General features: G+C 55.8%; 21 protein-coding genes and 1 tRNA gene. 15 read left to right on the top strand and 7 right to left on the bottom strand.

The genetic code is table 11. The features are described 5' to 3' along the window. Positions 1–52: 52 nt before the first annotated feature. Positions 53–2,185: a prolyl oligopeptidase family serine peptidase gene (locus AC3B6F_RS00270; RefSeq protein WP_489822959.1), complete on the top strand. Its 2,133-nt coding sequence runs from the start codon at positions 53–55 to the stop codon at positions 2,183–2,185. A gap of 139 nt (positions 2,186–2,324) precedes the next feature. On the opposite strand, the gene rpsU is transcribed toward AC3B6F_RS00270, so the two are convergent. Then, entirely contained in the window at positions 2,325–2,528 is a 204-nt protein-coding gene (gene rpsU, locus AC3B6F_RS00265; RefSeq protein ID WP_007283570.1) for a 30S ribosomal protein S21, read from the bottom strand. 189 nt (positions 2,529–2,717) lie between these two features. Here rpsU and def point away from each other — a divergent pair, with 189 nt between their 5' ends. From def to AC3B6F_RS00245, 4 genes are read left to right on the top strand one after another with little or no spacing between them, the layout of a single operon-like run. Next, the gene (gene def, locus AC3B6F_RS00260) at positions 2,718–3,230 is read left to right on the top strand and encodes a peptide deformylase (RefSeq protein WP_211568633.1); all 513 of its coding nucleotides are present in this window, start codon (positions 2,718–2,720) and stop codon (positions 3,228–3,230) included. After that, positions 3,227–3,715: a MarR family winged helix-turn-helix transcriptional regulator gene (locus tag AC3B6F_RS00255; RefSeq protein WP_023942766.1), complete on the top strand. Its 489-nt coding sequence runs from the start codon at positions 3,227–3,229 to the stop codon at positions 3,713–3,715. Before def ends, AC3B6F_RS00255 begins: the two co-directional genes overlap by 4 nt. Then, positions 3,712–4,410: a response regulator gene (locus AC3B6F_RS00250; RefSeq protein WP_489822958.1), complete on the top strand. Its 699-nt coding sequence runs from the start codon at positions 3,712–3,714 to the stop codon at positions 4,408–4,410. Before AC3B6F_RS00255 ends, AC3B6F_RS00250 begins: the two co-directional genes overlap by 4 nt. Then, positions 4,388–5,755: an ATP-binding protein gene (locus AC3B6F_RS00245; protein WP_489822957.1), complete on the top strand. Its 1,368-nt coding sequence runs from the start codon at positions 4,388–4,390 to the stop codon at positions 5,753–5,755. The genes AC3B6F_RS00250 and AC3B6F_RS00245 overlap by 23 nt, the downstream gene beginning before the upstream one ends. Positions 5,756–5,764: 9 nt before the next feature. Here AC3B6F_RS00245 and AC3B6F_RS00240 read toward each other — a convergent pair whose 3' ends face one another. Next, positions 5,765–6,337: an outer membrane protein assembly factor BamE gene (locus AC3B6F_RS00240; protein WP_489822956.1), complete on the bottom strand. Its 573-nt coding sequence runs from the start codon at positions 6,335–6,337 to the stop codon at positions 5,765–5,767. A gap of 109 nt (positions 6,338–6,446) precedes the next feature. Between AC3B6F_RS00240 and AC3B6F_RS00235 the strand changes: the two genes are divergently transcribed. The 7 genes from AC3B6F_RS00235 to AC3B6F_RS00205 all read left to right on the top strand — a co-directional run bounded on the left by AC3B6F_RS00235 (position 6,447) and on the right by AC3B6F_RS00205 (position 11,062). Further along, the gene (locus tag AC3B6F_RS00235) at positions 6,447–7,028 is read left to right on the top strand and encodes a YceD family protein (protein WP_211568636.1); all 582 of its coding nucleotides are present in this window, start codon (positions 6,447–6,449) and stop codon (positions 7,026–7,028) included. A 152-nt stretch (positions 7,029–7,180) separates the two neighbouring features. Next, positions 7,181–7,384: a 50S ribosomal protein L32 gene (gene rpmF / locus AC3B6F_RS00230; protein ID WP_010503912.1), complete on the top strand. Its 204-nt coding sequence runs from the start codon at positions 7,181–7,183 to the stop codon at positions 7,382–7,384. A 63-nt stretch (positions 7,385–7,447) separates the two neighbouring features. Continuing rightward, positions 7,448–8,557 carry a phosphate acyltransferase PlsX gene (gene plsX, locus AC3B6F_RS00225; RefSeq protein WP_489822955.1) on the top strand — a complete coding sequence of 370 codons (1,110 nt, stop codon included), beginning with the start codon at positions 7,448–7,450 and terminating at the stop codon, positions 8,555–8,557. A gap of 5 nt (positions 8,558–8,562) precedes the next feature. After that, positions 8,563–9,531 carry a beta-ketoacyl-ACP synthase III gene (locus AC3B6F_RS00220; RefSeq protein WP_023942753.1) on the top strand — a complete coding sequence of 323 codons (969 nt, stop codon included), beginning with the start codon at positions 8,563–8,565 and terminating at the stop codon, positions 9,529–9,531. Between the two features lie 71 nt (positions 9,532–9,602). Beyond that, positions 9,603–9,926 (top strand): integration host factor subunit alpha, encoded by a 324-nt coding sequence (locus AC3B6F_RS00215; protein WP_010503906.1) that lies wholly within the window; start codon positions 9,603–9,605, stop codon positions 9,924–9,926. Further along, positions 9,919–10,926, top strand: coding sequence for a MerR family transcriptional regulator (locus AC3B6F_RS00210; RefSeq protein ID WP_489822954.1), 1,008 nt, complete (start codon positions 9,919–9,921; stop codon positions 10,924–10,926). Before AC3B6F_RS00215 ends, AC3B6F_RS00210 begins: the two co-directional genes overlap by 8 nt. Positions 10,927–10,985: 59 nt before the next feature. Next, positions 10,986–11,062, top strand: a tRNA-Pro gene (locus AC3B6F_RS00205). 41 nt (positions 11,063–11,103) lie between these two features. Here AC3B6F_RS00205 and AC3B6F_RS00200 read toward each other — a convergent pair. The 3 genes from AC3B6F_RS00200 to AC3B6F_RS00190 form a co-directional block, all read right to left on the bottom strand. Further along, positions 11,104–12,213 carry an AI-2E family transporter gene (locus tag AC3B6F_RS00200; RefSeq protein WP_489822953.1) on the bottom strand — a complete coding sequence of 370 codons (1,110 nt, stop codon included), beginning with the start codon at positions 12,211–12,213 and terminating at the stop codon, positions 11,104–11,106. A gap of 94 nt (positions 12,214–12,307) precedes the next feature. After that, entirely contained in the window at positions 12,308–12,739 is a 432-nt protein-coding gene (locus AC3B6F_RS00195; protein WP_062018739.1) for a DUF3574 domain-containing protein, read from the bottom strand. Beyond that, positions 12,736–13,581 (bottom strand): NUDIX hydrolase, encoded by an 846-nt coding sequence (locus AC3B6F_RS00190; RefSeq protein WP_489822952.1) that lies wholly within the window; start codon positions 13,579–13,581, stop codon positions 12,736–12,738. Before AC3B6F_RS00190 ends, AC3B6F_RS00195 begins: the two co-directional genes overlap by 4 nt. A gap of 64 nt (positions 13,582–13,645) precedes the next feature. Between AC3B6F_RS00190 and AC3B6F_RS00185 the strand changes: the two genes are divergently transcribed. The 3 genes from AC3B6F_RS00185 (at position 13,646) to fusA (ending at position 18,115) form a co-directional block, all read left to right on the top strand. Further along, positions 13,646–15,448, top strand: a complete 1,803-nt coding sequence (locus tag AC3B6F_RS00185; RefSeq protein ID WP_489822950.1) for an ABCB family ABC transporter ATP-binding protein/permease — start codon at positions 13,646–13,648, stop codon at positions 15,446–15,448. Between the two features lie 95 nt (positions 15,449–15,543). After that, complete coding sequence (rpmB, locus tag AC3B6F_RS00180) at positions 15,544–15,846, top strand: 50S ribosomal protein L28 (protein ID WP_010501379.1); 303 nt, start codon at positions 15,544–15,546, stop codon at positions 15,844–15,846. A 166-nt stretch (positions 15,847–16,012) separates the two neighbouring features. Beyond that, complete coding sequence (fusA, locus tag AC3B6F_RS00175) at positions 16,013–18,115, top strand: elongation factor G (protein ID WP_023942740.1); 2,103 nt, start codon at positions 16,013–16,015, stop codon at positions 18,113–18,115. A 517-nt stretch (positions 18,116–18,632) separates the two neighbouring features. Here the strand turns inward: fusA and AC3B6F_RS00170 are convergent. Together AC3B6F_RS00170 and AC3B6F_RS00165 are read right to left on the bottom strand one after the other, a co-directional pair. After that, a complete protein-coding gene (locus AC3B6F_RS00170) occupies positions 18,633–20,222 on the bottom strand; it encodes a S10 family peptidase (protein ID WP_489822948.1) in 1,590 nt (529 codons plus the stop codon). A gap of 86 nt (positions 20,223–20,308) precedes the next feature. Beyond that, positions 20,309–23,131: a phosphoenolpyruvate carboxylase gene (locus AC3B6F_RS00165; RefSeq protein ID WP_489822947.1), complete on the bottom strand. Its 2,823-nt coding sequence runs from the start codon at positions 23,129–23,131 to the stop codon at positions 20,309–20,311. Positions 23,132–23,178: the final 47 nt, after the last annotated feature.

Here is a 23,178-nt window from a genome sequence, read left to right as displayed (position 1 = left end):
GTGACCTTTACGATGCCGTCATCATCCTAAATGGCGGCCGAAAGGATCTGGCATGCGCCCCTCCGCACTGCGGGCTCTCTGTCTCTTACTTCCTCTTTTCCCTCTGGCGTCTTCTGCGCACGCAGGCACCCAAAACTCTCCGCAGGTCCCGCCCCGCGCGGAGCTTGAACAGGTTGATGGCCCGACTGCCCTGCACTGGGTCAAAGCGGAAAATGCCACAACCCAACAGGCTCTTGCATCGGATCCACGATACAAGCCGCTCTATGAGCGTATCCTTGCTGCTCAACAGTCTCCAGACCGTCTTGCAACACCAACCCAGATGGCAGGAGCGATCTGGAATTTCTGGCAGGATAAGGCCCATACCCGTGGCATATGGAGAAGCACGTCCATAGCGGATTTCCAGTCAGGACATCCGGTCTGGAAAACACGTTTCGATCTGGATGTGCTTTCCAAGTCGGAACATGCCAACTGGGTCATGGAAGGTCTGAACTGCCTTGAGCCGGAAGACCGGCGTTGTCTGATGGGATTGTCCAACGCCGGTGAGGACGCGCACGAACTGCGGGAGTATGATACCTCTACCGATCGTTTTGTCTCGCAAGGCTTTGCTTTGCCGAATGGCAAGCAGGCCGTGGCATGGCTCGATCAGGATACGCTTCTGGTATCCCGGGACTGGGGCACTCAGGACGCTGGTCTGACGACTTCTGGTTACCCTTATGTTGTCCGTGCCCTGAAGCGGGGTCAGTCACTCCTGCAGGCACAGGAAGTTTTCAGGGGGACGGCGAGCGACATGGAAGTCACTCCCATGGTTCTGCGGGACGGGCAGGGGCACCAGCTTCTTCTGATCGATCGACACAAAGATTTTTTCCATAGTGATGTGGAAAAAGTTGATCCGAAAACTCTTCATATCAGCCAGCTTCCCATGCCGGAGAAGTACGATGGCCTGAGCTATCAGGATGGCCAGCTGGTTTTCCACCTTCTGCAGGAGTGGAAGACGGCACATGGCCGTATTTCGGCTGACAGTGTCGTCGCAATCAATCCTGAGCATCCGGGAGAGCCAGAAGTCATCGTGTCTCCGACATCTCGTCAGACGATTGGAGACGGGATGGAGGGTGCAATAGCGACGACCAAAGACGGGTTGATTGTCGTGCTGTACGATAATGTGCAGCCAAAGCTGATGCTTTATCGCCGGAGCGCCAGCGGGCATTGGGCCGGACGAACCATAGAGCTTCCGCAAAATATGGCTGCGACGATTGTTTCGTCAGATCCCAGAAGTTCGAACGCATACCTTCAGTTGGAAGGATTCATTCAGCCACCACAGATCTGGAGCGTCGATACGGCCCAGCAGACCACGCGCCTGCTTTACAGTCAGCCACATCTCTTCGATGCGTCCAAACTGACTGTCGAACAACAGTTCGCGACCAGTACGGATGGCACGCAGGTTCCTTATTTTATCGTTCATGCCAAAGACTGGACGAAGAACAGCCTCAATCCGACACTGATGACAGCTTATGGCGGTTTTGGCCTGTCCTACCTGCCTGTCTACCATCCTGATCTCGGAATCACGTGGTTCGAGCGCGGTGGTGTGTATGTGATGGCCAATATCCGCGGCGGTGGCGAGTTCGGTCCGGCCTGGCACGAAGCAGCCCGCTATGCCGGGCGTCAGCATGCGTATGACGATTTTGCGTCCGTTGCTCGTGATCTGTTTGCCAGAAACATCACGTCGCCTAAACGACTGGGAATCCGTGGTCGCTCCAACGGTGGTCTGTTGATGGGGGTTGAGTTTACGCAGCACCCTGAACTGTGGAATGCGACCATCATCGGCGTCCCGCTTCTGGATATGCTCAACTACGAACATATGGCGGCTGGTGCCTCATGGGCTGCAGAATACGGCAGTGTCTCGACGGCCGAAGGAAAGGGTTTCTGGGAGAAAACCTCACCTTTACAGGCGCTCAAGGCGGATGTGCATTATCCGGTGCCGTTCATCTTTACCTCTACGCGTGATGACCGCGTTGGGCCTGTGCATGCTCGCCTGTTCGCCGCGAAGCTTCAGGATCTGCATGTACCGTTCTTCTATTACGAGGATACGGAAGGCGGGCACGCCGGTACCGTCAATGCGGCCGAGGTTGCCCATGAGAGGGCGCTGGAGGCCATCTACCTCAGTAAGCGATTGATGGACCCTCGCTGACCTGAGCATCACCCATGCTCTTGCCCGATGAGGCAAGAGCATGGGTGCAACGGATGTTGCATAATCTCAAAGAACAATAAAAAAGCCGCTCCCTGAAGGGTAGCGGCTTTTCTCGTCCGTTCAGATGACGGGAAGGGCTTTAGAAGCCTTCACGCTCCAGACGCTTGCGCTCCATCTTGCGGGCACGACGAACAGCTTCTGCTGCTTCGCGGGCGCGACGCTCGGAGGGCTTCTCGAAGTGGCGACGCAGCTTCATCTCGCGAAAAACGCCTTCGCGCTGCATCTTCTTCTTGAGCGCCTTTAGCGCCTGGTCAACATTATTGTCACGAACGAGTACCTGCACGGTGCCGTCAACTCCTTCTGGGCCCGCCTTTAGCGTCACCCGTGATATGGCAATCCAATTGGGATGGAGCCCTTAACACACTCTTTTGGCGGTGTGCAATTCATTCGATGGTTCTTGTGCGGATTTTTATCTGTGCGCAATCTGCCCGCGACTTATGCGTTAATAAGCTGTCACAGAGAAAGGAAGCTCATGGCTCTGCTTAAAATTGCCCGTATGGGTCACCCTGTCCTGCATCAGGTGGCCGAGCCCGTCAGTGATCCAAAATCGCCGGAAATCCGCCGTCTTGTAAGCGATATGCTGGAAACGATGGCAGATGCACGAGGTGCTGGACTGGCTGCCCCGCAGGTTCATGTTCCTTTGCGGGTGTTCGTTTATCACGTTCCTGCAAACAGGGTATCGGACCCGGAACAGGCAATGCTGCCCCGCGTTCTCATCAATCCGGAAATTACCCCTGTCGGTGATGAAATGATGGTGTGCAGTGAGGGATGCCTCTCGATTCCTGGCCTCAGAGGCGACGTACCGCGATACGCAAAAGTCCGGTATCGGGGGCTGGATGAAAACGGTGATCCTGTGGACGGCGAGGCCGTGGGTTTTCATGCCAATGTTCTTCAGCATGAGAATGACCATCTTGATGGCGTGCTGTATCCGCAGCGCATCCAGGACTTCACCCGCTTTGGTTATGTGGAGGAAATGGTTCGGTGACAGCGCGGCCGCCTGAAGGGCCTTCCTCTACCACAGCGCATCTTTACCTTCGTGAAGAACAAATCCGTCAGTCTTATGAATCACTCATGCTGGCCTGGCGGAGCCTGAATTCTGAATGTGAGGCTTTCCTGAGGGAAAATGGCCTTGGTGCCGCGCATCACAGAATTCTTTTTCTCGTTGCAGCACATCCTGGCATTACGCCGAGTGTTCTGCTCACCAGTCTTGGGATTACCAAACAGTCTCTTGGGCGCGCTTTGGGTGATCTGCGGGAGCGCAATCTTCTCATTCAGGAAGAAGACCGCCATGATCGACGTAAACGCCCTCTGAAACTGACACCTCACGGAGAGGCGATCGAGCGCCAGCTTTTCCAACTGATTCGTGAAGCCATGACGCGGGCTTACCGGGAGGCTGGAGTGACAGCCGTGGAAGGGTTCAAGCGCGTCCTCTCTCCTCTGCAGATGGCTCCAGGAGGGGGCTTCCGATGAGCGATGAACATATCCTCGTTGTCGATGACGACCAGCGTCTTCTAAGGCTTCTCCAGCGATACCTCGCTGAGAACGGCTATCGGGTTACCACCGCACAGGATGCCGTACAGGCACGGGACGTCCTGAAACTCATCCAGCCGGATGCTCTTGTTCTCGACGTGACCATGCCAGGAGAGGACGGTTTGTCTCTTACGCAGTCTTTGAGAGAAGAGGGGCTGTCTTTACCCATTCTTCTGCTGACAGCCCGCGGCGAACCGGCTGACCGGATTGATGGTCTGGAGTCTGGGGCAGATGACTATCTTGGAAAGCCTTTTGAACCGCGCGAACTGCTCTTGCGCCTGAGAGCGCATCTCAGGCGTGTGGTGCCAGCCTTGTCGCCTGTTATGGAGGTCCCATCCGTTCTCAGGCTTGGCCCTCTGGAGTTTGACGTCGAGCGCGGATTGCTGACTGGACCAGACGGGCCGGTTCATCTCACGGGTGGCGAGGCAGCCCTGCTGGGCGTCCTTACCACCAGACCGGGTGTCGTGATGTCCCGTGAAGACATTGCGAAAGCTCTGGATATGGACGAGATCGGCGAGCGCGCCGTTGACGTGCAGGTTACGCGTCTGCGTCGTCGTATTGAAGCTGATCCCAAGGAGCCCAGGTTCCTGCATACTGTGCGCGGAAAGGGTTATGTTCTCAAACCCGGACTCTGAGGAGCGCTGGAGCAAGCTGGACCGGCCGTTCAGGCGTGTGTTGCCCCGCTCCCTGCTGGGGCGCTCCATGCTGATCGTGCTGATCCCGCTCCTTGTGACGCAGGCCATCGTGCTGGTGCTGTTTTATGGAACGTACCTGAATGTCGTCTCCCGGCGCCTTTCAGATGGCATTACCGGTGAGATCTCGCTCGTCATTTCGATGCTGGAGCGTACGCCTGAAACAGACCGTCGCGAAGAACTCCTGAAAGACGCAGCGGCACGTACCCAACTCCAGTTCGTCTTTCACCCTCACACGACGTTGAAGCGGGAAGGGACCAATCATGTTCTCGGCCCGATTGACGATGATTTTGAACGTGCGCTCAAGCAGGGCCTTGGTCGCCCGTTCTTTGTGGACTGGTCTGCCGCACCGGAGACGGTCCGCGTCTCTATCGGCCTGCCAGATGGGATGCTGGACGTTCTGACGCCGCACAAAAGGCTGAGCATCGGACCAATCTGGATGTTCCTCGCCTGGGCATTTAGCAGCTCAGCGTTTTTATTCCTGATCGCCGGACTGTTCATGCGCAATCAGGTCCGTGCCATTCGCAGACTGGCAGAAGCAGCCGAGTTGTTCGGTCTGGGGCGTGATGAGGGGGCAATCCGCCCTCAGGGAGCCCGTGAGGTGCGCCAGGCGGCTATTGCCTTCAATCGTATGCAGGAACGCGTCAATCGCTTCGTAGCGCAACGGACGGCCGTTCTGGCCGGTGTTTCCCACGACCTTAGAACGCCACTCACCCGTTTGCGTCTGAGTATGGCCATGCTGCCCACTAAAGGAATGATCCGCGCGGAGGACATTCAGCCGGATGTTCATGATATGGTGGCGGATATTGAGGACATGGAGCGCCTGATTGGCAGTTACCTGTCCTTCGCGCGCGGCGAGGGGGCTGAGAAACCGGTTTTGACTGATATTCGCGCCCTGATCGAGGACGTCGCTGTCGCAGCTCGGCGCGCGGGTGGCCGGGTGCTGAGTGTAGAAGGCAAAGAAGGCGTAGAGGTGCCGGTGCGCCCGGATGCGCTGAAACGGGCTCTGACAAATCTTGCAGACAACGCACGACGACACGGCGGAGCCATGCGGTTTTCGCTCTGGGAAGGGGAGCGCCGGATCGAGATTACGGTCGAAGATGACGGCGGTGGTATCCCGGCGGACCGTCGAAAGACGCTTCTTGAGATTGGTAGTTCAGGAAATAACGGCGGTACTGGTCTGGGGCTGACCATCGTCCGGGACATTATTCATGCCCATGGTGGCACCATCAGGCTGCTGGAAAGCCCTCTTGGCGGACTAAGCGTGCTGCTCAGCCTGCCAAAATAGCCAGTCAGATCAGGGCAGCGTATTGCCTGCGCCGCCATTGCCGGTACCCTGGTTGCCCAGCGGTCCCTGGCTGCCGCCAAAGGTGCTGCTCATGTTGCTCATCGGGTTGTAACGGCCAACGTTGCCCAACAGCTGCTGGATGACAGAGGTTTTTGTTCCTGGTGTCGGGGTCTTTTCCCCGACCATGCCAACACGGATGCCATCTTTGCGATTCAGCGTATCCAATTTTCGCAGAACCCCAGAGTTGTCGAAATTCAGAACAACGACCTGCTGTTTGTCGACCGAAGGGAAACCAAGAGGCGTCGGAGACGTGATCATGGATACGTAAATCCATGTGTTATCGTCAAATGTTGCATGCGCCGTTGGAGAGCCCATGGAATCCAGAACATCTGAACGTGTGCTGGTTCCCGGAACGAGCTGAGCGTAATCCGTCTTCTCGATCAGCGATCCACGAGGTTCGGGAATCGGGCTGAAGAAGGAGCATCCTCCCAGAAGAAGCGGAGCACAGGCCATGCCGGACAGGCTCAGGCGACGCAGAATAGGTGTTCTGCTTTTTGCCGTCGGAAAAGATGCGTTATTCATGGAACCGGAAACTATCCTGTGCAAGAGAACCGCTCAACCCAGCGCGTGCCTTAAACGGAACCTGTCTGTCAACGATTTCCCCCATGATCATCGGGGATGGAGTGCTCAAATGTCCAATACTCCCGAATTTTCCCGCCGTATTCCCCTGAGTCGGCTGGGATCGGGTCTGGAAGAAACGATTACGGCAACAGAGCAGGAGCGTGAGGCTCTGGCTCGACGTTTCGGTATTCCCGCCATCCAGCATCTGGAATGCCGCTTCCTCCTGACGCCTGAAGACAAGAAGCACATTCTTGCCGAGGGGCGTCTGTCCGCGAAAGTGACACAGGTCTGCGTCATTACGGCAGAAAAATTTGATGACGTTCTCGCAGAGACGTTCATTCTTCGCTTCATTCCTGAATCGGAAATGCCGGAAGACGAGTTCGATATCGATTCCATTGACCTTGAAGGCCCTGACGAACTTCCACATGACGGCCGTGGCCTCGATATTGGTGAAGCTGCTGCCGAACAACTGGCGCTGATGCTGGACCCCTATCCTCGCAAACCGGGCGCGGGTCTCGAAAATGCTGTTGACGTTACACCCGCAGAAGGGGAAGAAGAGGTCGGTCATTCTGATGACCTGCCAGAGTCAGAGCGTCGTCCGAGCCCGTTTGCGGCGCTGGCGACCCTGAAGAACGGGGATAAAAAAGAATAAAATCCCCAGCTTTGGCTTGCGGGTTTCCGTTTGCTCTGCTAGAGCCGCCCGCCTGAACTCGGCGTAAATACGAGACGACGAATAACGGGGCACCGCATGCCGCTGGGAGCGGAGAGGGTGCCGACACAGAAGCAGAAAGAGGCATAAAAGCCATGGCCGTCCCCAAAAGAAAGACCACGCCGTCCCGTGCCGGTATGCGTCGCAGCCACCATGCCCTGCAGGCTGAAGCACATGCTGAATGCGCGAACTGCGGTGAGCTGAAGCGCCCGCACCACGTCTGCAGCCATTGCGGCCACTACGATGGTCGTGAAGTTGTTGCAGCAGGCAAGAGCCTGAAGACGGCCGTCCGCGCCTGATCTCTTCTGCGGGCACCCTCAAGGCGTGCCCGCATCTGCGATGCTGTCCGGGAAACTGTCTTAATGTCTAAAGCGCCTGTCGCGTCTGATCGTGACGTCGCGGCCGCAAGGCCCTACGCCCTCGCCGTCGACGCAATGGGAGGAGACAGGGCACCGGATATCGTTCTTGCTGGCCTCGAACTGGCCGCAGACCGGCATCCGACAGCCAGAGTGCTCCTGATCGGAAATGAGGCGGTTCTAAAGCCGGCTCTGGCACGATACCCAAAAGCTGCCCGTATCTGTGACATCCGTCACGCCCCTGCTAGCATTTCCATGGAAATGAAGCCGACCGCAGCTCTGCGCGTCCGCGGTTCATCCATGCGCCTTGCAATGGAAGCTGTCGCATCTGGTGAAGCACTCGGAGTAGTCTCCGCTGGTAACAGTGGTGCCATGCTTGCTCTCGCCAAAATTATCGTGAAAGCTCTTCCAGGTATCTCCAGACCTGCCATGGTGGCTGTGCAGCCATCATCGCGCGGTGATACCGTGATGCTGGACCTCGGGGCGAATATCGCCTGCGATGCCCGCAATCTGGTTGAATTTGCGGTTATGGGCGAGGCCTTTGCGCAGGCAGCGCTTGGTCTTCCAAAACCCACGATTGGCCTTCTCAACGTCGGCTCCGAGGATCTGAAAGGCGACGAGCGTCTCCGTCAGGCCGCTGAACGTCTACGTGAAAGTGTGCTGGCAGAGCAGTTCCACGGTTTCGTGGAAGGGCATGATATTACAGCCGGGACAACGGATGTCGTTGTGACAGACGGCTTTACTGGAAACGTGGCTCTTAAGACCGGTGAAGGTGCGCTCAAGCTGGCTTTCGGTCTGCTGAAAAATGTTTTCCAGACCAATCTTCTGACGCGCATCGGATACCTTCTGGTTCGTCCTGGACTGGAGCGCATGCGGGAGTGGATCGATCCGCGGCGCTATAACGGCGCAGTCTTTGTCGGGTTGAACGGCATTGTCGTGAAGTCTCATGGTGGAGCTGATGGCGAAAGCTTTGCCTCTGCCATTGATGTCGCTATGGACGCTGTTACCCATAACCTGAACGACAAGATCCGCGCCCGTCTGGATCAGCTTGGCATGCTCGGCGCCGACACCGACGCAACACCTGCCAATGCGGTCGCTCCAGAACCTGTGAGCTGAAAACTATGTCTGGTCCTCTTCGTGCCCGTCTGACAGGCGTTGGTGGATATCTGCCCCGCACGGTTGTCACCAATGACGATCTTGCCCAGAAAATCGACACGTCCGACGAATGGATCCGGGCCCGGACAGGCATCACTCAGCGGCATATTGTTTCAGGCGACGAAACAACAGCATCCATGGCCGCAGAAGCAGCCCGTCAGGCTCTTGAGCAGGCTGGTGTGAATGCCGAAGAGGTTGATGCAATTCTGGTGGCGACCTCGACGCCGGATCAGGTGTTTCCGGCTGTTGCCACACAGGTGCAAGCCCTCCTTGGCATCACCAAGGGCTTCGGCTTTGATATCAGTGCCGCCTGTTCCGGGTTTGTGTATGCGCTCGCATCCGCCAATTCGTTCATCCAGTCGGGGCTGGCGAAGAAGGTTCTGGTCATTGGCAGCGAAGTGTTCTCGCGCCTGCTGGATTGGAATGATCGTACAACCTGCGTGCTTTTCGGAGACGGTGCAGGTGCTGTCCTTCTGGAGGCTGGAGCCGAAGACGGTGAGGGTGTTCTCTCAACCCATCTGCACTCCGATGGGCGATCGGGCGATATTCTTTATGTGGACGGCGCTGTAGGCTGTTCGGGTACGACGCAGCACCTCAAGATGATGGGGCGCGAAGTGTTCCGTCATGCGGTCGTCAAGCTTTCACAAGCTGTTGATGAAGCGCTGGAAGCCAATAACCTGACGGGTCAGGATATTCAGTGGCTCGTCCCGCATCAGGCCAATCTGCGTATCATTGACGGGATGGCCAAGAAGCTGGCCCTGCCGTCTGATCGGGTCGTGGTGACAGTAGATCGTCACGCCAATACCTCGGCTGCGTCCATTCCGCTGGCCCTTAATGAAGCTGTCCGTGACGGACGTATCCAGAAGGGCGATCTCGTTCTGATGGAAGCTCTGGGCGGTGGTCTGACCTGGGGATCTGCGCTCGTTCGCATGTGAGTGCCTCCCGGTCTTTCAAGGTTAACGATTGATTCCTTTGACTGTTCTGAACGTCATGATACGCATGTGTCATGAGTACAGTCACGCGCGCGAATCTTGTCGAGCACATCTATAGCCGTGTTGGGCTGTCCCGGCACGATTCCTCCATGATTCTGGAAAGTGTACTGGAGAAAATCTCCGGGACGCTCGAGACCGGAGAATCCGTGAAGCTGAGTGGCTTCGGGACATTCTCTGTTCGCCAGAAAGGGGAGCGTATCGGGAGAAATCCCAAAACCGGCGTAGAAGTCCCCATTCTTCCCAGAGCCGTACTGGTCTTCCGACCGTCCCAAATTCTCAGGGACCGGATGAACGGTATCGTTAATGAGGCTCACGGAGTGGACGACGCGGATGACTGAAAATTTGTCGACTTCAGTCAATGAGGCTGAGCAGGATCAGGAAAACCTGAATCCTTCCAAGGCAAAAAAAGGTCCGGAAGCATACCGCACCATTAGCGAAGTTGCAGAAGAGCTCCACATTCCACAGCACCGTTTGCGCTCATGGGAAACCATCTATCCCGGTGTAAAACCTTTCCGCGGGGAAAGCGGTCGGCGGTACTACAATCCGGAGCACGTCGAAACGCTTCGGCTGATTTCCGATCTCCTCTACGTTCAGGGCTACAAGGGACAAGGTGTTCTGCGTGTCCTGCGAGAGCGCAAAGCGAGAAAAGCTGCTGAACATCCCGTTGCGGTTCCGCATCCGGTGGCATCGGCTCCAATTGAGCATTTTCCAGCCGTTGACGATCTGCCTGTAGAAACGACTACGGAAGACATTTCGGCCACTCCAGTTTCATCTGTTGATGATATTGCGTTTCCGGAAGCTCCTTCGGACCGTCTTCATGTCTCTGACCCAGTTGTGGATGAGGTTGTGGTCCTGTCCTTTCATGAAGAGAAGCAAGACTTGAATGCCTCGGAACCGGAGATGTCTCCGGAAGAAGAAAAAGCATCTCATGTGCTTGACGAATGCCTGACAGGAATTACGCCGCCCGAAGCCGAAGCCGAAGCCGAAGCCGAAGCCGAAGCCGAAGCCGAAGCCGAAGCCGAAGCCGAAGCCGAAGCCGAAGCCGAAGCCGAAGCCGAAGCCGAAGCCGAAGCCGAAGCCGAAGCCGAAGCCGAAGCCGAAGCCGAAGCCGAAGCCGAAGCCGAAGCCGAAGCCGAAGCCGAAGCCGAAGCCGAAGCCGAAGCCGAAGCCGAAGCCTTCTCAATTCGCGATACGGAAGAGGTTCTGGCGCTTCAGGATGCGAATCAGCATCTCTGCGCGTCTGTGAAGCATCTGGATGCCGAGAACGAATTTCTACGCGCCGAGCTTAGAGAAATTCTCGAAGAACTTCAGCTTCTGAGAAATCTTCTGCCTGTCTGAATCAGAGGCCCTTGCGGTGATGGCGCTACGCTGCTAAACCACCGCCACCGCAGGACAAACGGGCAGTAGCGCAGCCTGGTAGCGCACCAGTCTGGGGGACTGGGGGTCGTGGGTTCGAATCCCGCCTGCCCGACCAGTCCTGCGGTAATTTCCAAAAAATTAAGTTTGTTAAAAGGCCTAAGAGGCATTTTTCCTGTCTGTGCGCTCTTCAGTCCAGAGCGTCCACAGCAGGTGAAGCGCCGCCATGATTGCTGGCCCCAAAAATAGACCCAGAAGCCCCCAGGTTTCTGCTCCCCCAAGGATACCGAGCAGAACCCACAGGAAAGGCATCTTCGTGCTGCCGCCAATTAAAACCGGGCGAACAAAGTGATCTGCCACGAAGATCACGACTGACCCCAAAGCCATCACGACAATAGCGCCAATCATGCTGCTCTTGGCGAGGAGCAGCAAGGCGACCAGCCCCACGGTAGGCCATGCCAGAAAGGGAATCATCGCTGCGACTGCCGTCAGCATGGCAAAAAGGAGCGGCTGGGGTGCGCCTGTCAACATGTAGGCTACACCCATAATCGCGCCTTCTCCCAGTCCAACAAGAACCAGCCCTGCAAGTGTTCCGTGAACGGAAGAGATCATCTGCTTGGCCAGACTTTCCCCTTGAGCCCCAAACAGTCGATGGGACCCAACAAGCCCTTTACGGATGACGTAGTCGCCGTCCTTGAGCAGGAAGAAAAGCGTCAGCAGTGAGAACGCAAAGAGCGTTCCTCGTCGAGCCACCTGAGATCCGACCTGCTTTGTCATCTGCATACCATGACTGACGTCCACAGAATGAAGCAGGTGAGACAGGCGTTGAGGGCTGGTCATGTGGTTCTGCCACCAGGTCGTTGCCTGAGAAGCAATGAACGGAAGATGTGGCACCCACTCGGGCATTGGGATGCCATTATTGCGCACATCTTCAATCCATTCGAGCGCGCTTCTGATTTCGTCTGCCAGCTTCACGCCCACGAGGGAGACGGGAACGAGAAAAATAAGTGCAACTACGAGGGTGAAAACCATCGGAAGCCAGTCGTTTCGGCCAAAGCGTCGTTCGGCCCGCTGGTAAAGAGGCCAGAGGGAAATGGCGAAAACGCAGCCCCAGAGCAAGGCTGGCAAAAAATTTTTGAGCGTATAGAGACCGATAGCGACAAAAAAGAGCGCCAGAAATCCGCGAGCCCGCCGCTGGATGGTTCCGGTAGAATCAGACGCTTCTACCGGGATGACTTCAGGGGAGCGAGGAGGGAGCTGGTCGATCATGGGGATCCTGAAAATGGAAGCCTGCAAAGAAGATAGCGATGGCTACCTGCGTCGGATAAGTCCGATTTGCAGGCTCCGGGAAACGCTATGGCTGTCAGTTGAACAGAGAGCATCCGGATTGAATGGTGAGCCCAACGGCCTGTTGGGAGAATTGTTGCCGGTAAGCAGCCTGAATTGCACGAAGATTGTGTTGCAGGTTCTTGTCGGCCGGAACGACGACCCAGAGAATACGGGAAGGCTCACGGCCAACAATATGCGTCACCGTGTTCATCCATTGACCGTCAGCATTGAAAACGGTCAGGCCGCTCGGAAAGCGTGGAGTGATTTCCTTCGTCACGAAGTCCTGCCATTCCGTATCTGTAATCGGGAGACCGCCTGGGCGGGTCTGCCCGAACATCATCCGAATTTGTAAAGTATCCTGAGCGCGCATTTCGCGGCAGAGGTCGGGTGTGACACTTACGGGCACAACGCATCCTCCCAGAAGAGGAAGCGCGAGGATGAGGGCGGCCAGGCCAAGTTTTTTCATAATGTTTTTCGTGTCAGAGCATTTTGAAGAATGAGAGCCTCATCAGGCGTAAAAAGCCCCCGTCTGATGAAAAGGTCTATCAGAACAAGATTGACGTTGAATTTGAAATCATCCGTGTCTCGAACGCGTGCAAAAACGTCTGTCAGCGGAAGTAGATGGAAGCTCTCGACTTCGCCATCTTCTGCGATGGGGGTAAAATCGCGTGGCAGAATCAGGTCGTAGCAGTGCAGGACATCTCGCCTGAGTCCCTCAGGGCGCTCCATGGCGTATTGGAGGCGGCTGACCGGCTGAGCATGGCTTGCCAGGCTTTCAGGGATCCCAGCCTCTTCCTTCGCTTCCTTGATGACGGTTGTGTTCGGATCCAGCCCTGCACTCATGCCGCCAGCCACAAGATGGTCGAGTTTCCCCGGATCCAGTCGTTTGGTCATGCTTCTGCGCGCAATCCAAAGCATGGGGCCGGAAGGGTGGTCTTCAACCAGACCATTCAGATGCACGCCCTCGGCAGCGACCCCGAGAACTGGAATGGCACCTCGATCTACCTGACCAACGACAACGCCAAGATCGTTCCTGACGTCAAACGGCTCGTTATGGGAGGCGTACACACCCTGTTGGGCCAATGTCTGGGAAAGAGGGAAAAGCTCCTGTCCCGAAGCAACTCCGAAGCCTGTCTCGTCTTTCAGGCCTAAACCTTCCAGCAGATCTGCGATTTCAGGAGAGATCCATCCGATCTGCTTCTGGGTGCAGAAAAACGGAAGTCGGTTTCCTGGCAAGCGGGCACTGTTACAGGCCTCGATATGGCGAAGAAAACGAGAAAGGGACGGGGATATGGATTTATCGAACACGATGGAAAGTTTCGCATGTGCAGTAGAGATTGCAAAGCGAAGCCTCTCTTTCTCATAGTCCGGCATGTCAAAGAAATACGATTCGACGTCGGAAATGCTGCCGCTAGGGCAACTCTGGAAAAAAATCCGCCCCGAAAATCCTGTGCGTACCTTCTTTTGGGTCGGCGTAGCTCTTGTTCTTCTCCTTGTTGAAAGCGGAACGACTGTTGCAACGCCCTGGGTCTTCAGTCGCATGGTTGCTGCCCTGTCAGAGCATCAGGCGCTTCTCGCAATTCCTGTCTGGCTGATCGCACAATATACGATCATTCGGGTGGTCGCGGGGATTTCAACTCCTCTCCGCGAAATGCTGATTGCCCCACTTGAGGCCGATCTTCAGCGTCGGGTGGCTCTGGTCGGGCTTGAGCATCTTCATGCCATGAGTGTGCGGTTTCATCTGGATCGCCAGACCGGAGCACTGACAAGAACGCTGGATCGGGGCTCCGATGCCGTCGGAACGCTACTCAGCCTCGTACTTTTTAACGTGCTGCCCAATACGATTGAGTTAGTGATGACGCTTTTCGTCATCCTGCGTGTGTTTGACTGGCGATATGTCGCGATTGTTGTTGCCGGGATCGGCGTTTATGCGGCTGTCTCCTACGTTTTTACGCGGATGCGCATGACAGCGCGGAGGGCACGGAACACAGCCAACAGTCAGGCGCAATATCAGCTTGTCGACAGTATGTTGAATTTCGAGACTGTTCGAAGCTTTGCAAACAGTCGTCAGGAAATTCTGCGGTATGACCGCTCCAGGCAGGCGCTGAAAAGTGCGGAAATCCGGCTAAAAAGACTTGTTGGCTTTTCCCAGATGGCACGTAGCCTGCTGATTGCCTGTGCAACGACGGCTCTTCTGGGGTTGGCCGCACATGATATTGTGCTGCACCGGATTGGTGTCGCTCAGTTTGTCCTGATCGGAAGTTATCTGCGTGGATTATATAGTTCAGTGGGCGCGCTGAATTATGTGAGTGCCGGATGGCGCAATGCCCGGGTTGATCTTGAAAACTATCTTGAGCTTCTGGGGACGCGTTCTGAAATCGTCGAGGCAGCAAATCCTGTCCATCTTCCGGTCAGGCTGGCAGATGGTGGCGCCGCAAGGATTACATTCGATCATGTGTCCTTCAGCTACGATCCTGCTCGTCAGATTCTTCACGATATTTCACTGGAAATCCCTGCAGGCACATCTCTGGCCATCGTTGGGCATACGGGGTCTGGCAAATCAACCATGGGGCGCCTTCTGACGCGGGCCTATGATCCGACGTCAGGTGCGATCCGGATTGATGGTCATGATTTGCGGGATGTCGCTGTGGAAGATCTTCAGCGCGTCATCGGGACTGTTCCGCAGGATACGGTTCTGTTTAATGCAGGGATTGGAGAAAATATCGCTTACGGAGATCCCTCGGCTCCGGAAGGAGAGGTTCATCAGGCAGCCCGGAAAGCGCAAATTCATGACTTTATCGATGAACTGCCAGAAAAATATGAAACGGTTGTTGGCGAACGTGGGTTGAAACTTTCTGGTGGCGAAAAACAGCGTGCGGCGATTGCCCGTGTGCTGCTCAAAGACCCACGGATTTTGTTGCTGGATGAAGCGACCAGTGCACTCGATACGTGGACGGAAGCCGCAATCCAGCAGGAGTTGCGCGAACTGGCCCAATCACGGACGACCGTCATCGTAGCGCATCGTCTTTCAACGATTCAGGATGCGGATCAGATCGTTGTTCTTGATGCCGGGCGGATCGTTGAGCGCGGTACCCATTTTGAATTGCTCCGTAAAAACGGGTATTATGCCCGAATGTGGTCGGTTCAGGCGGGCGAAACAGTCATGAGGGCTTGACGAAAGGCCGATCGTTCGCCATAAGCCGCGCCTGATTTACGGAACACGCCGGGCCTCGCTGTCCTGCGTCATCCAGCATCGAGGAAAGTGCTACCATGTCTCGCCGTTGCCAGGTCACGGGCAAGGGCGTGCTGACGGGCAATAACGTCAGCCACGCCAATAACAAGTCCCGCCGTCGTTTTCTCCCCAACCTGCAGGAGACCACGCTGATCTCCGATATTCTTGGTGCTTCGGTGCGTATGCGCCTTTCCACCAACGGTATCCGTACGATCGAGCACAATGGTGGGCTGGATTCGTTCCTGCTGGGAACGCCGAACCGCAAGCTTCCTGAAGAAGCTCAGGTCATCAAGCGTCGTATCCTGCGCGTTCAGGAACGTAAGGCTGCACAGACTGCCTGAGAAATCTTTCCGGCTTTGGTCGGTTCATAAAGATTACTCTTGAAAACCATGGCGGTCTGGGTCATTCAGCCGCCACTGGGACAAATCAGGTTCGGCTTTAACGAGCCGCAGCGGAGGTGTTTCAGTCCAGACTGAAACACCTTTTATTGTTTTTTGGAGGTTCTCCGTGTCTGAAAGCGTTCAGGAAGCCAAATCGGCTCTCTCGAAGATCCGCAACATCGGTATTACCGCACATATCGATGCTGGTAAGACCACCACGACCGAGCGCATCCTGTACTACACGGGTGTCTCCCATAAGATCGGTGAAGTCCACGACGGCAACACCACCACCGATTACATGGCGCAGGAGCGTGAGCGCGGCATCACCATCACGTCCGCTGCCGTGACGTGTGAGTGGAACGACCACCGCATCAACATCATCGACACCCCGGGCCACATTGACTTCAACATCGAAGTGAACCGTTCGCTCCGCGTGCTCGATGGCGCCATCTTCGTGATCGAAGGTGTTGCAGGCGTGCAGCCGCAGTCCGAGACCAACTGGCGTCTTGCTGACCGCTATAACGTCCCGCGCATCATCTTCATCAACAAGCTCGACCGTACGGGTGCAGACTTCTACTACGCTTTCAGCACGCTGAAAGAGAAGCTGGACATCGTTGCAGTTCCGCTGCAGCTGCCAATCGGTGCTGAAGAAAACTTCGTTGGTGTTGTCGATCTCGTTGAGATGCGTGCCATCATCTGGGAAGGCGGCGAACTTGGCGCCAAGTTCCACTACGAAGAAATCCCGGCTGACCTGAAGGAAAAGGCTGAGGAAGCTCGCCAGACGCTTCTGGACACGGCGCTCGCCATGGACAACGAGGCCATGGAAGAGTACTTCGAGAAGGGTGACGTTGACGTTGCTACGCTGAAGAAGTGCATCAAGAAGGGTGCGATCTCCGGTGAGTTCCGTCCGGTCATGTGTGGTACGGCGTTCAAGAACAAGGGCGTTCAGCCTCTGCTCGATGCCGTTATCGACTACCTGCCGGCTCCTGACGAAGTTGAAGGTATCCGCATCGCTCCGCCGGAAGGTGAAGAGGTTGACGAGAACTTCCTGCCTATCGTCCCGGTTGATCCAGACGGAAAGTTTGCTGGTCTTGCGTTCAAGATCATCTCCGACAAGTACGGCACGCTGACCTTCGTTCGCGTCTACCGTGGCGTTCTGAACGCTGGTGACACGATCCTGAACACGACGAAGGGTCACAAGGAACGCGTCGGCCGCATGTTCCAGATGCATGCTGACAAGCGTCAGGAAGTGAAGTCCGTTGGCGCGGGTGACATTGCTGCGTTCGTTGGTCTGAAAGACACGGTCACGGGTGACACGCTGGCTGATGCCGCTGATCCGGTGGTTCTGGAGCGTATGCAGTTCCCGGTTCCGGTTATCGACATCTCCGTCGAGCCGAAGACCAAGGACGCCGTCGAGAAGATGACGCTGGCGCTGCAGAAGCTGACGGCTGAAGATCCGTCCCTGCACCTCAAGACGGATCAGGAAACGGGTCAGACCATCCTGTCCGGCATGGGTGAGCTTCACCTGGACATCATTGTTGACCGTCTGCGTCGTGAATACGGCGTTGATGCTAACATCGGTGCGCCTCAGGTGGCTTATCGTGAGACGATCACGAAGCCGCACGTTGAGACCTACACCCACAAGAAGCAGTCTGGTGGTTCGGGTCAGTACGCTGAAGTCAAGATCGAGTTCGCTCCGTCTGACAAGCCGGACGAGATCATCTTCACGAACAAGATTGTCGGCGGTACGGTTCCGAAGGAATACATCCCGGCAGTCGAAAAGGGTATCCGGATGCAGAGCACCACGGGTGTTCTGGCTGGCTTCCCGACGGTGGACTTCCAGTTCACGCTGCTCGACGGTAAGTACCATGACGTTGACTCGTCGGCTCTGGCCTTCGAAATCGCCGCCAAGGCCTGCTTCCGTGAAGGCATGAAGAACGCCGGTCCGGTGATCCTTGAGCCGATCATGGACGTGGAAATCACGACGCCGAACGACCACGTCGGTGACGTCGTGGGCGATCTTAACCGTCGCCGTGGCATCATCCAGAGCCAGGAAACGTCGGGTTCGACCGTGATGATCCGCGCACAGGTGCCGCTGAAGGAAATGTTCGGCTACATTTCCCATCTGCGTTCTGCAACGAAGGGTCGTGCATCCTTCACCATGCAGTTCCATCATTACGATCCGGTGCCGCGCAACGTGGCAGAAGAGATCATGGCGAAGTCTGCCTGATCTTTTCACCTCCGGTGAACGACAAACCCCGTCAGAGCAATCTGGCGGGGTTTTTTATTGAATATCAGTGGGCTGTGGATGCAGCTTCACAATAGAACTAACACTCAGTCCGTCATTGGCGTTTTTTCGGTTAGCTATATGGAAGAAGCCGAGAGCTTTTTTTGCGCTACATTTGTGAGAGCCGCATGATAACGCGCAAAATTACCGGATTTTGGTTTGTTAATGGTGATGAGCACCATTTGACGCAGGCTATGCCTTGGATGGGCGGCCTGATGGCAAGCGCAATCTATTTTGCCTCTGTTTCCGTCGGGCAGATATAAATTGTTTGGCTTAGATTTTCAGTGTCCGGTGCTCTGAAAACAATATGCTGCCGCTGAAGTTATAGGGAATGCATCCATTTGCTCTCAGGGGTCCGAATCATGTGTTGATCCGGATCGGGTGGCTGGCCGGTTCTCGCCGAATAAAAGACGGTGTCTGTAGTGGGAAATAAAATATTCTCCCACTACAGAGTTGTTAATCAGTGCAGGTTATCAGTACGGCGGATAAAGGCTGCAACATTGTCATGTAACTGTTGAAGAGCAGTGGGGTCCACGTAAACCATGTGTCCCGAAGAATACTGGGCGTATTCGATATTCTTCTGAAGGTTCAGAGGCATCGGCAGGTGCTTCATCTCGTAAATGCCCTCATAATAAGGCGTTGCGAGATCGTAGTAGCCGCCATTCAGCATGACATGCAGATTGGGGTTCGTCTTGATGGCCATGGCGAGATCGCTCATGACGTTCGGAACGCCCTTCGGCTGATACCCGTGGCCTGGCTGCGTGTGCTTGTTGTCCCAGTGATCTTCCGGGTTGAACAGGCGATAGGTCTCGTCCGTGCCGTACTTCAGCGTATTGCGGACATAGTCGTTGAAAACCGACACATAGGCCGAACTGATAGCGCTGGACTGTGGATCGTAATCTACTTCTTTGGACATTGGATCAAGCGTTGGGCTCGAATAGCGTGTATCGAGACGACCCGTCGCCATGCCCGTCTTGGCCTGGAGCTGCTGCTCGAACTGGCCGCCATTTACGCGAAGGTCTGACCGCAGGATATAATCAGTCGGAAGACCCGTGTAATCATGGAGCTTTTCGGCAATTGCCTGACGCTCATTCTCGGGCAGGTCTGCTCCCTGACGCAGAGCTACGGTGTAGTCCGTTACTGCAAAATGTTCGACTTCCTTCAGGAAGGCTTTCAGATCAGCATGCTGCTGCGGCAGGCAGTGGTGATACCAGGCGGTCCCGGCGTAAGTTGGAAGTGCAAGAACGTAAGGGTCGTCGACGCCGGGATTGAATTGCGGGCCATCAGCGCTGTTGTCGTAGTTCAGGATCTGGGAAAGAAGAATGACACCGTTGAAGTCGATGTTTTCTTCCTGCTCAAGATCATTGATGACGACTGCTGAGCGCATTGTACCGTAGCTTTCACCGAACAGATATTTCGGTGAGTTATAGCGATGGTACTTCGCTAAAAACTTGGAAATGAAGTGCGTGAAGGCTTCACCGTCTCCGTCGACGCCCAGAAATTCCTTGGCAGCATCTTTGCCTGCGATCCGGGAAAAGCCTGTCCCCGGTGCATCCACGAACACCACATCCGAAACATCAAGTAAGGACTGTGGGTTGTTGATCAGAGCGTATGGGGCGGCGGGAAGATGCTGGTCGCCCGGCGTATTTACGCGGCGTGGTCCGAACGTGCCCATATGAACCCAGACGGATGCTGAACCAGGACCGCCATTATACAGGAAGGTGATCGGGCGCTTGGCTGAGGGAACGCCTTCCTTGAAATAGGCTGTGTAGAACATGGAAGCGACAGGAGGATTTTTATCCTCATCATCCTTCCCGGCTTCAACCTTGACCCCGCGTTTGTTCAGAACGTCGTTTGAATCATTATAGCCAGCACCATGAACCAGAATGGTTCCCGCAACAGCCTGATAAGGGATGGTCATGCCATCAACGACGACCGTCGCGCGCGTGACGCTATCGGCATTCGGCGCGGGTATATCCTTCGCTGTCTCAGCGGCGAAAACAGGTGTTGCCATCATGGCAACACCGAGAAGAAGAGCCTTGCGTAGCATTCAGAAAGGGCTTTCTGCTGATTGTGTTGCTCTTCTCTAAGCGCATAGCTGCCTTGCAGACAAGACGTTGTTATAATGTTTCGTTTTTAGCCGAAAGCGCGGTTGGCGTGCATGATTGCAATGCCAATTTCCCTCAGCAGATTGAAGCAGCGTTCCAGTGGTTGAAAGATCTCACGATGTTCGCGTGCAAAGCCACTTTCTTCCCCGGCATCTCCTGGCTCCCCAAAATCCAGATTGGAAACGCTAAGGGCAGACATAGGGAACAGGTCATCCAGCAGTTCTAAGGAACGCGGAATATCAAGACACAGGATTAGGTTTGTGATGGAGTCGCGTGTCAGGTTATTTCGTGGTCCGAAATATGGGATGCGGGTAGAGAGAAGCCACAGCCGGTCAATGAGGGCAAACCGGATGGCGTGAAGCAGCTTTTCACAGGGTTCCATATGCGGTGCATCTGGCCATGCTGCCCGCAAGGCGATGTGGTCCGTCTGGATACGACGGAACATTGCAGGAGCGCTCGTCCAGAACTGTAGCACTTCGAGACCATGTGAGATGGTCAGATAATTCTGGCGCTCTTCTTCGTCTTCCGCTTTTGAAGCCCGATCAAGCCATGTTCCCGGATCAAGCTGGCGTATGGTTGCCCGCAGAACCTCCAGATCAGAATGGGCTAACGCCTGACGTGCAAAATCCATGGCCTCGCGGAAACGCGGCGAACTGGTTACGAAATGTTCGAAAGTTTCCGGATGACGCTGTGCGGCGTTGCCCAGGCCATGCAGAACATTCGCCCACCAGCCCAGTTGCTGGAGAATGGCGTTGTTCGGAATGGCCCGAAGCTGACTGGGGTGTGTGATACGGGTTACGGTTGCGGCATCAGACTGTCGCGCAGAAGGGCGCGAGCCTGTCTTGTCAATAAGAGATGGCCCGAAAGCGCTCAGAAGAGCCGCGTATCCTGGATCGTTGACGAGCGTGCCCATATCGAGCGCAATCGTGGAAAAGAAATCGGCGGCAAAATCCGGGCGATCATAGACCGGATCGTTTACGCTCGTGGGAACATGGGCGACATGTTCGGCTAGGGTTGCAATAGTGGACGCGGCAATACTGTTTGTCCCGAAGAGCGTGTAACCATCGCCGCCCTGAAAGGCTGTTTCCACCCGGCAACCCACACCTGCGTCGCGGAAAGCAATCCGTGTGCGGGCAGGGGAGAAGTAGTCGAGGCGTTGGCGCAGACTGAACGGGTGCGCACCACGGCCAATACTTTCACCGTGCGTATCGAACAGCGTCAGGGAGACATCTTCAAGGTCATGTTCCTTGAGAAGATCCAACGTACGCATCCGTAGGCGCTCAACAAGATTCGTTGCCGCCAACTGGCCAACGTAGCGCCCGGAGTCAGAATACCCGAACTGTAGGGACAGACGACCATTGGCGCGCAGATAGTTTCGCCAGTGTGGAGAGCGGAAGGCTTCTTCAAGAATTGTCTCGCCATTTTCCAGCGCGCTTTCTGTCTCGAAAAGCGGGGAAATTTCGATCTGATGGTCCTGAATGCCAAAGAGCCGTGCCAGCCAGAGTGTGGCGAGAAGAGTGTATCCACTTTCCGTCTCGGCAATCAGGAAGCGGATGGGCGAACCGGAATCGATATGCTTGAGGATCTGCGCCATCGTCATCATCAGGCGTGCAGCAGAAGCGGGCTCTACAAGCAGCGAACCAAAATCCACGTGACGGGGTGTCAGATCGTCGAGAGCATCATTGATGCGAGACAAGAGTACGCGGCGGCGGGACGGGAGTGCGGGGTCATCCGTCAGGCCAAGGCGCGTCCGGGCAACATTATAGATCTGAGCGGCATTGAGGCGTGTATGAATATGCGCGATGCCCAGACCATGGCTCATGAAGCCAGCACGAATGGTCCTCAGCGTCAGGGTTGCTGAAGCGTCCAGATCTGTGGCGGCATCGCGGAAGAGCGGAAGAAGCTCGCGTGCATCGAGGAGAGCTTTCTCGCGATGTGTGATCAGTGTCTGGGCAAAGTCACGAATGGTTTCAGGTGCGGCATGCTTTCCGGACGGGCAGGCTGCATGTTGCGTCTTGACGGCTTCCATGGCGCGACGGACGCGCATTGCCAGAGCTGACTCCTGCAGATTGAGGCCAGTAAGGCCTGTCTCAAGCCGCTCAAGCTGCGCAAGTTTGAGTTCCAGCCGAATGCGGATCGTGTCCCACCAGCCGATGTCGTTGCGCCCATCGGTATCAAAGCCGACCCAGCTTGCCAGAATAACGGGAGCGGGATCGATGTGATCGGCTTCATTCGCCCATCGGGAGGTCATGTGTTCGATAAGGGATGCGCTCAGGTCATCGAGTGCATCGCGGCCACGCAGAATTGCTGCAAGAGCCAGGGATTGTTCATGTGCGAGTGTCGGTGGCGTCGCGCGTCGGTGCGTTGTCAGGCATGGCAGGGGCAGTTCAGGATCTGAAGCCCGTTCAGCCAGAAGAGCATAGACATGATCTGCCAGAGCAAAAGTTGGGTGAGCCGTAAAAACGGCTGCAATGGCAGCTTTGGAGAGAGCTTCCGGAGAGGCTGCCTGTTCGATCAGGCGTGCTGCAACCTGTTCGAGACGCGTTGCAGGATTGGCGTCATCCAGGCCGACATACTGACGTAGATGAGCAGCACGCTGGATGAAATGTTCGTCGCGCAAGGCACGAACGGCCTGTTCCAACTCCTCGATCTTCTCGCCCTTACCGATAGACAGATCCTCACCAATGGAGGCAATCAGATCACCCAGACCATTACGCTCTTTAATAAGCTGCGTGGTCATGGTGTCGATGCGTGCGGAAAGGGATGTGTCGTGCCGGGAGGCGCAGTCAGACATCGGGAGCAGTCTCGCTTCTGCGGAAGGTAAATTGAAAACGGGCAAGTTATGTTCCATGCCCGGCCTGTAAGCGCAACCTTGTTGCGAGCGCGACAGGGCATGAG

It is taken from the genome of Gluconobacter sp. ESL1110 (assembly GCF_058107395.1).
Note: the sequence above shows the minus strand (reverse complement) of the source record. Positions and strands in the feature narration are given on the sequence as shown.